Consider the following 14749-nt stretch of genomic DNA (forward strand, 5'->3'; position numbering starts at 1 on the left):
GCGGAGATAACAAAATGAAAAAACTGATTGTCGCTATTCTCTCTGTTGGTGCACTGATTGCAGGTGTTGCGCAAGCAGAATTGAATAACCCGGGTGGAACTGGTGGTCTAGATTCACTTCGTGGTAGTAGTAACCTTGAAGACACACGCCCAGCGGATGACTTCAAACATATTCCTAAAGACCAAGTGATTGAGAGTGATTACGTGTATCAGCCTCCACTGATCCCTCATCAAATTCGCAACTATGAAGTATCGCTTAACGCAAACAAATGCTTGGCTTGCCATAGCTGGAAAAACGCGAAAGAAGCAGGTGCGACTAAAATCAGCGTAACTCACTATATGAACCGTGAAGATGCTGTTTTAGCGGACGTTTCCCCTCGTCGTTATTTCTGCTTGCAGTGCCACGTTCCTCAGGTTGATGCACAACCGCTAGTAGGTAACGAGTTTGAGCGCGTAGATTCATTGCGTACTGAATAGCCACGAAGTATTAAGAGAGGCTATATATGAAATTTCTTAAAGCGTTTTGGACTCGTTTAAAGTCACCAAGTAAAGCAGCAGCAGGTGTTGTGCTATTCCTTGGTTTCGCCGGCGGTCTGCTATTTTGGGGTGCTTTCAATACGGGTATGGAAGCAACGAATACTGAAGAATTCTGTTCTGGATGTCACGCACCAATTGTTGCTGAAATCCAAGAGACAATTCACTATTCGAACCGCTCTGGTGTTCGTGCAATCTGCTCTGACTGTCACGTTCCTCACAACTGGACAGACAAAATTGTTCGTAAGGTTCAAGCTTCGAAAGAGTTGTTTGCACATTATGTGTTGAAAACCATCGATACTCCTGAGAAGTTCCAAGCACGACGTGGACACCTAGCTGAACGAGAATGGGCTCGACTCAAAGCCAATGACTCCCTTGAGTGTCGTAACTGTCATGAATTTGATTACATGGACTTTTCCGAGCAAGGCCCACGAAGCGTGCAGCAGCACTCTACTGCATTAGCGTCTGGCGATAAAACTTGTGTTGATTGCCACAAAGGTATCGCACACAAACTGCCTGATATGAAAGGTGTGGAAGGCTGGCAATAAGGAGCACTGAATGAGTACATTAGAATCGGTGATTTGGCACGTACTAGGTTATGCTGCAATGCCAGTCATCATTTTGTCGGGATTCGTTGGAGTCGCAGCCGTTTCGATATGGTTGCTGTCTCTCGGTAAAGACAAACAGCAATAAAGCTTTTAGCCCCGCTCATGCGGGGCTTTTTATTTTTCCCCTCTTAACCACATGATTTCTACTATAGTTAATTTACTCCAATAAAATGAAACAAATAGAGTAGAATCAGCTTATTAAAGCTCACGCTATCCCTCTGTTGTAGAAAGTGTCAGTGGTCATGTCCAAGAAAAACAAAACATCTAGCAAACTCTCCATACGCCGTGTTGTAGCGTTACTGTTTACTCTCGCTATCACAGCTACAGCCTTAATTTCGGCTACCGTCATTTATTCACTGACTAAAGAACGCGAAGTCAACCATGCCTTAGCGAACTATCAGTTGATTTCGTCTTTGGTCTCACAGCGATTGGAACAGATCGATCAAGTCGGAGAGCAGTCTGCGGTTCAACTGGGATACCTATTGAGTACCCAGTTAAGCGAAAAGAGTCCTTCGGAACTAATTGAGCTGTTTGGAGCCACATTTCTCGGTAACCCATTTATCCATAGCATTTATATCGGATTTGATAATGATGACTTTCTTCAACTCATCAACCTGAAACCTAAATACATCTCCGATAAATTGAACCTACTTGAAGGCGAATCTTGGATGGTTATCGAACATTCCAATGATATCGACGGAAAGCGGGTCAAGCGCACACGATTCTACTTCGATAATTTTGAACTCAGTAGAGAGCAAGAAGAAGTCAGTATTTTTTACCCAACACAAAGGGGATGGTACACACGAGCCTCTGAAGAAGAGGGCTATAAAACCACACCTTATCTCTTTCACAACCTACGAGTCACTGGCCAGACATTTTCTCGTAAGATACCGAGCCTCAACGCTGTCATTGGCGTCGATATTGCTCTCGCTTCACTAAATGAACACTTTGAAGATAGCTTGTCTGATAATGTCGCGCTGGAGGGAGCAGATGCTTACATAACGGATGGTGAGGGTCGGATTATTGGCACCAATACTATATTAGACACGGCAAATAGCCTGCCCTTCATCGATAAAATGCCACTAACAAATACACAGCTTGATCTTGTTATCAACTCACCGGTGCTCAAAGTATCAAATCAATTAGATTGGGAGCCTATCGATTTTACTGTGGTTGGCAATCCGGACGGACTTGCCATCGACTTATTCACGCTAATCTCTGATGCCACCGGACTACAGTTTGAGTACATCAATGGTCGAAGTTGGCAGGAACTCGTTAACGACTTTCGTCTGGGCAAAATTGATATTCTGCAATCTATTGCTAGTGATAGTAATGTCTCTGACCACAGTATCGAAAGTGACATCCTATATTCTCTTGAGTACGCCATTGCTACGCATAAAAGCGCACCACATATAGCATCGTGGGATGACCTCAAAGGCAGAACAGTCGGCTTCCTTGGTGGTTGGTCTATTGTCGAGCAGTTGAGAAAAGATTACCCAAGTATTACCGTTTATGCCTACGATACTTATGATGAAGCGTTTGAAGATGTACAGACCCAGAAAATTGTAGGTATTGTTGATGTTGCACCTGTAATCAAAAGTAAAGTCGAAAAACTAATTAACTATGACTTGAAGACTCAGTCGTTAAAAAAACATCCAGCTTTTCCAACTGACTTCGTTTTTATTGCTAATGAGCAGCTTAAGCCGTACATAGAACTGATTAATCAAGCGCTAACCTATCTTGATCAGGAGAAAGTGCGTACCGTGTTAGCAGACAAATGGCTGAATAGCGACCAACACCACACTAGCCATATTCCTTCAAATCGGCTGCTATCTATGCTGGAAGATCCAAGTTTCCATGAAAAGATCTCCTCTGTCGATATGAAGGGACAAAAGCACTTTGTTTATATCACTGAAGTTAACGACACCCCCCAAGAATATTTCGTACTCACCATACCGGAAAAGAAACTTCTAGGTAGTGCCTATCAGTACATTATCAATAGCTCTCTCTGGACCTTAGCTGCACTCGTTATCATGATTCCTCTTGTGTGGCGTATCAGCACTCCGATGTCCAGTCCGATTAAGAAATTACTCCTGCAAACCAAGCGAATTAAACACCGCCAATATAATAAAGTGAAGGCGTTCAACAGTTCTGTGCGGGAGGTGAATGAGTTATCTCATGCTATCTATGATATGTCGCAGTCTTTAGATGCATTTCAGCGCTCGCAGGATGCATTTATTGAGGCAATCATTCAGCTTATCGCGCGTGCCGTCGATGAGAAATCGCCTTACACAGGCGCACACTGTTTACGAGTCCCTGAGCTTGCGTTCCTCCTTAGCGACGCTGCAGAGCAATCGAACGACGGCATCTTTGAATCATTTGAGTTTGAAAACGAAGCCAAACGCAGAGAATTTCGCATTGCTGCTTGGTTGCACGATTGCGGAAAAATCACCACACCAGAGTATGTGGTCGATAAAGGAACCAAATTGGAAACTAACTATAACCGAATTCATGAAATTCGAACTCGATTTGAAGTGTTATGGCGCGATGCTGAAATTACAGCGCTAAACATTCAGTTAGAGCAGCCAAACTTGGCCACTGATGCGAAACAAAACCTAAAACAACGTCAAGAAGAACTCCTAGAGCAGTTTAGCTTCATTGCACAATTAAATGTTGGAAACGAGTTTATTAATGAGCAAGACAAAGTTCGCATTGTCGAAATAGGCAAACAAACCTGGACCAGCCACTTTGACCGTTACCTTGGTTTGTCACCGTTAGAAGAACAACGTCTATCTGCAGAAACGAGGGCGCCTGCTTGCGAGCCACTACTTAGCGATAGACCAGAGCATATCATCACTCGCTCTGCAGACTACGAGCTAGATGAAAAGCTAGGCATCAATATGAACGTTCCTGAACACCTATATAATCTTGGCGAGATTTATAATCTCTCCATTTCAAGAGGAACATTGACGCAAGAAGAGCGCTTTAAAATTAACGAACATATGATTGCTGGTATCAAGATGCTGAGCAGTATCCCTTTTCCTGAAGATCTCAAAAACGTGGAACGAATCGCTACTACTCACCATGAAACAATGAGAGGAGATGGCTACCCTAGACGTTTAAGCGGAGACGAGCTGTCAATCCCAGAGCGTATCTTAGCCGTTGCTGATATTTTTGAGGCGCTTACCGCCGCAGATAGACCTTACAAGAAAGCTAAAACCATCAGTGAATCATTGGATATTTTGCATAAGATGGCACTGGAAGAGCACGTTGACATGGAAGTATTCCAGTTATTTATTAAGAGTCGCGTCTATATGACGTATGCGAAGCGCTTCCTGGCCCCTACGCAGATTGATCAGGTGGATGAAAGTAAGTATCTCAGTTAAGAAACTTAACTGAGAACCAAAGAAAAAACCGCCAAATACTGGCGGTTTTTCGTATGCAATTGCAAAAACTTTCTAAGGTGCTGTATCTATTTCTATCGGTTGGTAATGTTTCGATTCTAAATGCAACCATTCTGGGATAACGGTACCCATTGAAATTGATGACCAAGTGCCAGAGAAAATACCAATAAACATTGCCGTAGCGAAACCTTGCAATGCATCACCGCCCAATAACCAAAGTGCAGCAACGGTAATCAGAGTAGTACCAGAAGTCACCATTGTTCTCGCAAACGTCGCTATCACTGCTTGGTCACTTACATCAGCAGTTTGCTCATTTGGACGCAACTTCAGGATTTCACGAATACGGTCGGCAATAATAATCGAGTCATTGAGCGAGTAGCCCAAGATGGCTAAGATCGCAGCGAAAACCGTGAGGTTAAACTCCATCTGAGTCAACGCAAAAAAGCCCAACACTAAAATGACATCATGCAGAAGTGCCGCTAATGCGCCACTAGCCAAACGCCATTCGAATCGGAAGCTCAAGTAGCCTAAGATACAAAGCAAACAAACTAACAGCGCCAAACCGCCTTGGTCATAAAGGTCTTGACCAACCTGAGCACCAACAATACTGTCACTGACAATGGTAGAACCTGGATATGCCTTTAGCAGCGTTTCTTTGAACTCATTGTGTTTCGCTGCACCTTGGTCTGCAGCATAACGAATAGTCCAGCGCCCTTCTTCTCCTGACTGGGTAACTGTAATGCCATCGCCTAAAACGGGTTCTAGTGTCTGTTTCAGTTCATTTTGGCTGGTATTTGATGCCAGTTGCACCTCTGATACAACACCACCGGTAAAATCCAAACCGAAGTTCAATCCTCTCATTCCAACGGCGATGATCGAAATCACGACCAAAGCAATGGAAAGCACATTAGTAAAATATCGAATGGAACGAATATTAGTTTTAAAGAAGTTTTTCATGATTAAACCCTCACCTCACGACGAGTGTCTCGTCCCCACTTCAAATTAATAATTGCACGCGATGCGAAAATGCCCGTGAACATGCTTGTTAGCAGACCAAGGCCTAGCGTTAATGCGAACCCTTGAATCGGACCATTACCAATGGCATATAGAATAACCGCCGTAATCATGGTGGTGATATTTGCATCCATAATGGTTGCCACTGCAGAGTTGAAACCCTGGTCTATTGCTTGAGCAAAGCTACGCCCTTCCGCCAATTTATCTCTGATACGTTCAAAAATAAGTACATTGGTATCTACCGCCATACCGACTGTAAGTACTAAACCAGCAATACCCGGAAGCGTTAAGATGGCACCTGGCACCAGTGCTATTAGACCTAATAAACAGCTCATATTCAGCACCAACGCCACATTGGCTACCCAACCTAATCGACGATACCAAAGCGCCATAAAGGTCAGAGTTAGTCCCATGCCTAATGCTAAAGCTGCAAAACCATTTTGGATATTTTCCGCACCGAGAGATGCGCCAATAGTACGCTCTTCAACAATGGTCACAGGCGCTGTCAAAGAGCCGGCACGAAGTAGTAGAGCTAGTTGCTGAGCTTCTTCCAGGTTACCTGAACCTGTAATACGGAACTGACTACCCAATTGGGATTGAATGGTTGCCACACTGATGACTTTTTCATTGCGCTGAGTTTCACCTCGTGCATCCACACCGTACTCGCGATAGACCGTCGCCATCGGCTTACCGATGTGCGTTGCAGAGAAATCGCTCATCATTTTTCCGCCAGCATGGTCGAGGGAAATATCAACCTCAGGGCGATGCATTTGGTCAAAACCTACGCGAGCATTAACAATGTGCTCACCCGTCAATACTGGCTTCTTCACCAAAGTAACCGGTTTGCCTTGTTCGTCTTTCACTTTAAGTGTAGACACCGGGTTTGATGACGTGCTGACTTCATGGAAAGCCAAACTCGCAGTAGCACCAATCACGCGTTTTGCCAATGATGGGTCTTGAACACCTGGAAGTTCGATACGAATACCTGATTCGCCTTGACGCTGAACCATTGCTTCCGTGATACCTAATTCTTCAATACGCTGGCGCATGATTTTTAGGTTTTGCTGCATGGTTAGATTTTGGAAATCTGCATAGTTCTGAGCTTTCATCTTAATAGATAGCTCATCCCCTTCTCCCTTCGCTTGCCATTCTGGGTAGTTAGCATTCACAAATTTACGAACCGCAATCTCACCTTCGCTGTCTTTTGAAGTAACACGAATACCCGTATCAGTGTCAGGGCGTACTTGTACACCGAAGATACGTTCTTTACGCAAGTCTTGCTTAATCTCATCGACCACTGCATCACGCTGCTCAGAAACCGCCTGGTCTACGTCAACGTTCAATAAGAATTGAACGCCACCTCGTAAGTCCAAACCAAGTTTAATTGGGGTAAAGCCCATCGTTTGGAGCCATTCGGGTGCGACTGATGTGTAAGAGTAGGACATGCTGTCATCCTTACCCACCCACTCCCCAAGGGCATTTCGAGCCTTGGTTTGCTCCGCTTCATTGTCAAATACAAGTTGAGCGACATTGCTTTCCATGCTGACCGACTCTGGTTTGATACCGTCATCATGAAGTAAGGAATTGATTTTGAATACCGAGTTTAAATGCTCGTTGTGCTCGCTCACTTTCAGCTCAATAGCAGGCTTCTCGCCGTACCAAGACGGTAAAGCACTTAGAGTCAAGACCACACAGGTCACGACAAGAACGATATATTTCCAAGTAGAGTATTTGTTTAATACTGCTCTCGGTTGAGGCTTTTTACGCATAGTTTTCCCTCAGCGTTATGCTGAACTTTTAATACAGATAAAGATAAGCACACCTACTATTCTCCATGTATTACATTGGAGTAGAGGTGGATAGATTTACGGTTGAAAACGAACTATGCGTATTGGGTATTCAGGAAAACGTAGAGCGTGTTGCCATCTTTCCAACCACTGATACGGTGGTTGCTTTGGACATAATTGAGGAAGAAAGGGGTTATCAGCGCTTCATTAACGGCAGCACTGCGCAACTCTTGTTGGCCAGTACAACTATAATCGAACACCACACTATAAGTAGGCGTTTCTAATTCATGGTTCTCATTGTTGTTACCAGTCCAACGCCAAACGGTGAGTATCGCCTTAGCATCGTGGTCGCCAAATGACTTTGATTTCGGCTTTTGAGGAGTTGGGGTTTGTCTGGTTGTCTGGCCAAGTCTGGTTGAAACACCAAGTGAAGCTTGATCTTCCCATAGAGAAATACCAGAAGATGAGTTCTGTGGATTTGCCGATTCAGACGCAGCAACACCTAGCGGAGCGAAAAACGCAACAACCAGAGAAACGATAAACTGCAAATAGAACTTAGACAAAAAACTAGCCTCATGACACCAAGATCTGCATTATCTGCCTATGTTGCCTCAAAGACAAATAAAAAATACTAAATCGAATATTAGAAACCGTTTACTTCATGTTGAGGGAATAAATGTCGCAAACTATAGTCAAAGAGTAACGAGAGAAAGGAATGACAATGGAACTGTCACAAAATGAAAAATTGACCTTAGTAAAGTACGCATTAAACGTACTCGATGGATGGGGTGCATCTAATTTACAGACAGAAGCCATTTTAGAAATTTCGCCTGAGCAGCATGCTCGCTTAAAAGTTACGCCTGCCACTGTCCCTATTGGTCCTTCAACACTTGAGCGTGTTCACTTAGTGGTTGAAATTGATGGCCTACTGCGTAACGCGTTCGAAAGCTCTCATTTCATCAACAACTTCATTAATGTCAGAAACACTGCCAAAAACTTAAACGGTTACGCGCCCATAGAGCATATCGAGAGAGGCGACCTCACCGCTCTTAAGCGCCTCAAACAGTATGCTAAAGAGATGGCTCGTAATGCAGAACGGGAACAGGACGACTATTAAACTATTGGTGGTAATATTCTTATCACAGCAGATTAAAATAACTCTCCTGTCGCGACATTCAAATAAACTTTATTCTCCGATTCAATCCCACCACAGTAGGTAAAATAAACACTGTCTTGATGATTGATCGATTTTACCCAACCACTTAGTTCTTCAAAATCAGACAATCGACATCGCTTTTGCTTCACCAGTTTAGTGGAAGCATCAAAGAATTTTTCTTGATATAGCATAAAGTCGTCACTACCTTCGATGTAGTCCGTTAAGACATTTAACCAACGCTCGCCACTCAGGTTAACCTCTTTAGTCACTAGGTGCTTTGTATTTACCCACTGAGATATTTCTTCCGCCCCTTCTTCGAGTTGATAAATAGGCGCGATGCGTATCCAATCACCCTCTCTCTCGAGAACTTTCAACTTTTCACCATAGTACGCCACACCATCAGGTGCAGAGGCGAGATCGGGTTGAGTAAGGACGTTCTCGAATGATCTCGCCACAAAATAGTATTCTGGTAAAGGAGGCGGACTGGGTTGTTCAACAACAATGTCAGAAGGCGAATCATCGCTTGTATTCTGTAAATCAGGGTGTGTTCGAGGCACAATCGCTTCTGTCTCATCTTGATTGAGATAGCCCAGATAATAAGCAATACCAAGACCAGCTAATACTAGCGTTACGACCGCTAATACAATAACCACTACCTTTTTCACAACTGACCCATTTTATCTAATGCTTGTTATTCGTTATCGGCAACAAGGGCGAATAATTAACTCAGGATTCTAGCAGATAATCACACTTCGCTAAATTCGCGCTTTAAATCATCCAGCAATACATATAAATACATTCATTAAGTTAATGAATGTGCTAGTATTTCTGCAATGTTTACTTCGTCTGTATTTACTGCAACAGAACGACTATATTTCAATCAATAGAGCACCGAGCGCTGGTTTGCGCTCCCCATTACTTAATGTAATGTAGAGCAACTAAGCTGGTCGATTAGGGTATACCTAAGTCAGTGATTAAACTCGATTTCAAGATCAAATCGACTAGTATAGGTTTAGCACTATTGTGTAAGGGTTAGTTATTAATGCGCTTAAAGTTGTTATTAGGACTACTGATTTCTCAGTTTGTATTTGGCATTACTATCGTCAGTGCCAATACTAACGCAGGGAACAGTATAGAGGATGGTAAAACATTCACTATAGGGGTACTCAGTAGCAAAGCCCGAAAGCATATTGGTTTCTCTGCGCCACTTGCCAGGTACCTGGCTGACAATCTTCGTCAATATGGGTATACGAAAGCCGAGGTCAAGGTAACCAAATCGGCATTAGAGCTCGGACAATGGTTGGATTCTGGAGAAATAGATCTGGTATCTGAAACTCTGTTTGCTGCACTCGCTTTACAAAGCGAACATAATGGTGAAATTATTCTTCGACGTTGGAAAAAAGGTGAATTTGAATACCACACCGTGTTTTTTGCCCGCAAGGACAGCGATATCAATTCATTGTCCGATCTAACCGGGAAAACTATTGCTTTAGAAGACCAAAGCTCGACCTCCGGGTTTTACTTGCCGATGAAAACACTGAGTGAACATCATCTAGCCCCAACACGTTTCGCGAGCTCCTTTACTCCAGTTCTAAAAGATAAAGTTGGTGTCGTACTGACAGGAGACGTTCTTCGTAAAGCAGATGAAATCTCGTTATCGACCTGGGTCTATCGTTCTCAAGTAGATGCGGCCGCTTTCTCTAACGCTAATTGGGACGATTTGGGAGATATGCCTCAACATATAAAGTCGACCATGAAAATTTTCTATCGTACAGAAAGTGTTCCTCGTAGTGTCATGGTTATCAGAAACGACCTACCAACAGAGGTAAAACAGACCGTTAAAGATACATTGCTCAACGCAGACTCGGATCCGACGGGCGCTGCTGCACTTGCACAGTTTCAGAAAACGGCAAAGTTTGATGAGATACCTGCATCCCAGCTCACATTATTTCCACAATACAACGCCGCTCGTCTTCAAGTCGAAGAAGCATGGTTCAACTGATTTAGGGTAATTGAATGAAGTTGAGACTACGACTACAAGGACAATACATGCTAGTGACATTTGCACTAGCCGTTGTCATGACGTTGACCAGCGCAGGTATTCATATATGGCTTTCCTCCGCGCAATCGAGCCGACTGCTAAACGAGTTAACCGTTCAAAATAGCAAGACCTTTCGAGCCGAGTTGAGTAAACGCGCTGATCAAATGTCAAGCTATCTGTCAGATGCGATGTTTGATCCTCTTTATATGTATAACCAGGAAGAGGCCAGCTACCTCATTAAGCCAATCACCCAACTAGGTGAAGTTAAACGTCTGGTCATCTTCGATAAACAAGGGCGAATATTTCATGATGGGGATGAATCACTGGAAAATATCGGTAAGCCTTTCCCTTACCCCAACCAGATTAGCAGCGTATTACGTTATGGCAGCTCAATTCAGTCTTTCGGACCTGATAGCCTAACTGTATTCCGTCCAATCGCAGCAGCGGACCAAGTAATTGGCGGTGTTTTTATCGAGCTATCACTCGATAAGGTTCAAAAGGACATTGATTCAGTAACAACTCTAATAAAGGCCATCGATCGACGCTCTAAAGAAGAACTGTACATCGGCGTGGCACTAGCCGCCGTATTACTACTGACTATCTCGGCTATCATCGCAACCATTATTTCTCGCCGTTGGAGTAAACCTCTCATTAAGCTTACCGAGCAAACTGACGCCATAGGTCGAGGGGATTTTACTCGCGCGGAGAACATCGCTGCGGTTGATAGACAGGATGAGATTGGTGATTTGAGTATTGCCGTACGTTCAATGGCAACCAAACTCGAGCAGCGCACGCAAAAGATCACTCACCTAGCCTATCACGATGCGTTAACAGAACTGCCTAACCGCACACGCTTTATACAGCATCTGCAGAGCACAATTAAGTCTTATCCAGCGACTTCATTTTCGGTGCTGTTTCTCGATTTAGATGAATTCAAGGTAGTCAATGACAATTACGGTCATGATAGTGGTGACTTTTTACTGATAAGGCTGGCTGAAAAGCTCAGTTTATGTGCCCGTGACATTACCAATGACCATCCACTGACCATGATTTCTCGTATCGGTGGAGATGAGTTTTTAATGCTTATTCCGCACTTAAAAACAACCGAGGATGTAGACGCCGTAATCAAAAAGATCTTTGTCGCGGTGCGCTCCCCTATTTTGATGGAAAATGAAGAGCTCGTTGTTGGAGGCAGTATAGGTGTCGCCAGATATCCGTATAACGGTAAAACCTCTGAAGATTTAATCAAAAACGCAGACATTGCCATGTATCGAGCCAAAGCTGATGGCAAGAACACTCATAAGGTCTTTACCCCTAAGATGTTCAAGTCTGTCGTACATCGTGCCAATATTGAACGAGAATTACGACGTTCACTGTCTGATTTGCAACAATTCGAACTTTGGTTCCAGCCATTGGTTTGCATAAAGACTGGACGGATACTTGGTGCTGAGTCTCTAGTTCGTTGGAGACATCCAACCTTAGGTATCGTTCCTCCTGTTGACTTCATCTCTATTGCAGAAGAAACAGCGATGATATTGCCATTAGGGCAATGGTTAATTGAAAGACTTTGTATTCAGCTACAACAATGGGCGCCTTACTTCGCACCTGATTTCCATGCGTCTATCAATATCTCGTCGAAGCAACTTTACAGACAGAATTTGGTGGAAATGTTTGCGTTTTATATGGAGAAGTATCAAGTTCCAGCCAAAGCAATTCGAATCGAAATTACAGAGAGCTTATTACTTCAGGACGAAGATGAGGCAGAACGTACGCTAAAAGCGATCCGTGAGAGTGGCATTGAAGTATGGTTAGATGACTTTGGTACTGGCTACTCGTCTTTAAGTTACCTGCGTAAGTTTACCGTAGACGGAATTAAGATTGACCGTTCCTTTGTTAGAGACATTATCACTGACCCTAAGGATCAACAATTGGTACAGGCCATGGTCGCTATGGCCAAAAACCTCGACTTACTTGTTGTTGCCGAAGGAATTGAGAAAATCGAACAGGCCGAAAAACTGTCGCAGTACGGCTGCCAGATTGGACAAGGGTATTACTACGATAAGCCAATGCCTGTGGATGACTTTGTGAAAAGGCTCATCAATGCCAGCGAGTCTAACGTGGTTGAATTCAAAATCTAAAAAAGCCGCTCCAATGGAGCGGCAATACTCAACGACATGTTTTGTTATAGTTATGAGGAAACAAACTCTCTTCAAAATCTTGCAATGCCAATATCGTTTTCTTGAGATTAAGGCTATTTATTCAGTCTTAGGTCCACTTCTACTGCTAACGCCACTGACGCTCCCACCATAGGGTTGTTACCCATCCCGATGAAACCCATCATAGCCACGTGAGCTGGCACTGAAGAACTGCCTGCAAATTGGGCATCAGCATGCATTCTGCCCATTGTGTCTGTCATACCATAGCTCGCTGGACCCGCCGCAACATTGTCTGGATGTAGAGTACGACCAGTACCACCACCAGAAGCCACAGAGAAGTACGCTTTACCTTGGTTAAGTCTTTCTGATTTGTAAATACCCGCTACCGGATGTTGGAAACGCGTTGGGTTTGTCGAGTTACCTGTGATACTTACATCAACTTGAGCGGCATGCATGATGGCCACACCTTCACGGACATCATCCGCACCAAAGCACAAGATTTCTCCGCGCTCGCCTTTACTAAAGCGTTTACGGCTAACTTCATTGAGTTCACCAGTTGCGTAATCATACTGAGTACGGACGTAAGTAAAACCGTTGATGCGTGAGATGAGATAAGCGGCATCTTTACCTAGGCCGTTAAGGATAACTCTTAATGGAGATTTTCTAGATTTGTTTGCGTTCAGAGCAATTTTAATCGCCCCTTCTGCTGCTGCAAATGACTCATGACCAGCAAGGAATGCAAAGCATTGTGTTTCTTCATTAAGCAATCGAGCTGCTAACGCACCATGTCCTAAACCTACTTCTCGCTGCGCTGCTACACTGCCTGGTTTACAGAATGCTTGCAAACCCTCACCAATAGTTGAAGCCGCTTCCGCCGCTGTCGCTGCTTTACGATGAAGAGCTAAAGCAGTACCTAAAGTATAAGCATCACATGCATTATCAAAGGCGATTGGTTGCGTGTCTAAAACCAATTGTTTTGGGTCAATACCCATTTCAAGACAGTAGTTGTAAGCCTCTTCAATTGAGAGGAAGTTCATTTCATTAAGTAGTGCTTGTTTAGTAATAGTCATAATAAATTCCTCAACTTAGTCTTGACGTGGATTAACAGTTTTAACAGCTTCATCAAAGCGGCCATAAGTGCCTTTCGCGCTAGCTAGTGCTTCGTCAGCAGCCACACCACTATTGATTTGAGCCATCATTTTGCCAAGGTTAAGGTATTCATAACCGATGATTTCACCGTCTTCATCAAGCGCTAATTGGGTAACATAACCTTCAGCGACTTCCATATAGCGAGGACCCTTGATTCGGGTTGAGTAACTCGTTCCTACTTGACTGCGTTGAGTTTTACCTAGGTCTTCTAATGCAGCGCCAACTTCAAGACCACCTTCGGAAAAAGCGGATTGAGTTCGACCATAAGCGAATTGAAGAAAAATCTCGCGCATTGCGACGTTAATTGCATCGCAAACCAAGTCAGTATTCATCGCTTCTAGAATGGTTTTTCCGGTAAGAATTTCGGATGCCATCGCCGCGGAATGAGTCATGCCTGAGCAACCAATTGTTTCAATAAGCACTTCTTCTACGATGCCATCTTTAACGTTAAGCGTTAACTTCGCCGCACCTTGTTGAGGAGCACAAGCACCAACGCCATGACTCAGGCCAGAGATTGCGATAACGTCTTTGGGATTGATCCAGCGGCCTTCGACAGGAATTGGCGCGGATGCATGAAGGTCGCCCCTTTGAATTGGGCACATAGATTGAATTTCGTGAGCGTATTGCATGTCGTTTTCCTCGATAAAGGAAAACAGGTGTAGAACGGAACTAATGATCTAACTACAGTTCGTCGATCCCAAAATAGGATCGTCCCAACAGATACACCTGTTTTCAGAAACTGTAGGAGTCATCAGCCGATTTGGCGGTTAAGTAGGTGGAACCCCATCACCTTGGTTGCAATTTTAGATCTAAATCACATTTTTGTGCAAGACCTCTGTCTAGAACCATTATTCATAAAAATATTTAGTTTTATATTCATAACGCAATAAGCATAATGATA

General features: G+C 43.8%; 13 protein-coding genes and 1 riboswitch. Of the genes, 7 read left to right on the top strand and 6 right to left on the bottom strand.

Annotated elements, in window-relative coordinates; genetic code table 11:
• Nucleotides 1–14 precede the first annotated feature (14 nt).
• The 4 genes from JKJ11_RS20790 to JKJ11_RS20805 all read left to right on the top strand — a co-directional run bounded on the left by JKJ11_RS20790 (nt 15) and on the right by JKJ11_RS20805 (nt 4527).
• Nucleotides 15–476, top strand: a complete 462-nt coding sequence (locus tag JKJ11_RS20790) for a nitrate reductase cytochrome c-type subunit (RefSeq protein ID WP_006069397.1) — start codon at nt 15–17, stop codon at nt 474–476.
• Nucleotides 477–502: 26 nt separating this feature from the next.
• Entirely contained in the window at nt 503–1081 is a 579-nt protein-coding gene (locus JKJ11_RS20795; RefSeq protein ID WP_006069396.1) for a NapC/NirT family cytochrome c, read from the top strand.
• A 10-nt stretch (nt 1082–1091) separates the two neighbouring features.
• Entirely contained in the window at nt 1092–1226 is a 135-nt protein-coding gene (locus tag JKJ11_RS20800; RefSeq protein ID WP_006069395.1) for a TIGR02808 family protein, read from the top strand.
• Between the two features lie 157 nt (nt 1227–1383).
• Nucleotides 1384–4527, top strand: a complete 3144-nt coding sequence (locus JKJ11_RS20805; RefSeq protein WP_252039937.1) for an HD domain-containing phosphohydrolase — start codon at nt 1384–1386, stop codon at nt 4525–4527.
• 72 nt (nt 4528–4599) lie between these two features.
• On the opposite strand, the gene secF is transcribed toward JKJ11_RS20805, so the two are convergent.
• From secF to JKJ11_RS20820, 3 genes are all read right to left on the bottom strand, one after another.
• Nucleotides 4600–5502, bottom strand: a complete 903-nt coding sequence (gene secF / locus JKJ11_RS20810; protein ID WP_006069393.1) for a protein translocase subunit SecF — start codon at nt 5500–5502, stop codon at nt 4600–4602.
• A gap of 2 nt (nt 5503–5504) precedes the next feature.
• Nucleotides 5505–7328: a protein translocase subunit SecD gene (gene secD / locus JKJ11_RS20815; protein ID WP_088878764.1), complete on the bottom strand. Its 1824-nt coding sequence runs from the start codon at nt 7326–7328 to the stop codon at nt 5505–5507.
• A gap of 113 nt (nt 7329–7441) precedes the next feature.
• Nucleotides 7442–7909 carry a hypothetical protein gene (locus JKJ11_RS20820; RefSeq protein ID WP_252039938.1) on the bottom strand — a complete coding sequence of 156 codons (468 nt, stop codon included), beginning with the start codon at nt 7907–7909 and terminating at the stop codon, nt 7442–7444.
• Nucleotides 7910–8067: 158 nt separating this feature from the next.
• On the opposite strand from JKJ11_RS20820, the gene JKJ11_RS20825 reads away from it, so the two are divergent.
• Entirely contained in the window at nt 8068–8463 is a 396-nt protein-coding gene (locus JKJ11_RS20825; RefSeq protein WP_236110757.1) for a hypothetical protein, read from the top strand.
• Between the two features lie 32 nt (nt 8464–8495).
• Here the strand turns inward: JKJ11_RS20825 and JKJ11_RS20830 are convergent, their stop codons facing one another.
• Nucleotides 8496–9167, bottom strand: a complete 672-nt coding sequence (locus JKJ11_RS20830) for an SH3 domain-containing protein (protein ID WP_252039939.1) — start codon at nt 9165–9167, stop codon at nt 8496–8498.
• A gap of 377 nt (nt 9168–9544) precedes the next feature.
• Between JKJ11_RS20830 and JKJ11_RS20835 the strand changes: the two genes are divergently transcribed.
• Together JKJ11_RS20835 and JKJ11_RS20840 are read left to right on the top strand one after the other, a co-directional pair.
• Nucleotides 9545–10504: a phosphate/phosphite/phosphonate ABC transporter substrate-binding protein gene (locus JKJ11_RS20835; RefSeq protein ID WP_031495880.1), complete on the top strand. Its 960-nt coding sequence runs from the start codon at nt 9545–9547 to the stop codon at nt 10502–10504.
• A gap of 14 nt (nt 10505–10518) precedes the next feature.
• Nucleotides 10519–12681: an EAL domain-containing protein gene (locus tag JKJ11_RS20840; RefSeq protein ID WP_252039940.1), complete on the top strand. Its 2163-nt coding sequence runs from the start codon at nt 10519–10521 to the stop codon at nt 12679–12681.
• Between the two features lie 113 nt (nt 12682–12794).
• Here the strand turns inward: JKJ11_RS20840 and JKJ11_RS20845 are convergent, their stop codons facing one another.
• Together JKJ11_RS20845 and JKJ11_RS20850 are read right to left on the bottom strand one after the other, a co-directional pair.
• Nucleotides 12795–13769 (bottom strand): GGGtGRT protein, encoded by a 975-nt coding sequence (locus tag JKJ11_RS20845; protein ID WP_006069386.1) that lies wholly within the window; start codon nt 13767–13769, stop codon nt 12795–12797.
• Between the two features lie 15 nt (nt 13770–13784).
• Nucleotides 13785–14477 (bottom strand): iron-sulfur cluster assembly scaffold protein, encoded by a 693-nt coding sequence (locus tag JKJ11_RS20850; RefSeq protein WP_006069385.1) that lies wholly within the window; start codon nt 14475–14477, stop codon nt 13785–13787.
• Between the two features lie 106 nt (nt 14478–14583).
• Nucleotides 14584–14648: riboswitch (Fluoride riboswitch) on the bottom strand.
• Nucleotides 14649–14749 lie beyond the last annotated feature (101 nt).

It is taken from the genome of Vibrio sp. SCSIO 43133 (assembly GCF_023716845.1).
GTDB classification, from domain to species: Bacteria; Pseudomonadota; Gammaproteobacteria; order Enterobacterales; family Vibrionaceae; genus Vibrio; species Vibrio mediterranei.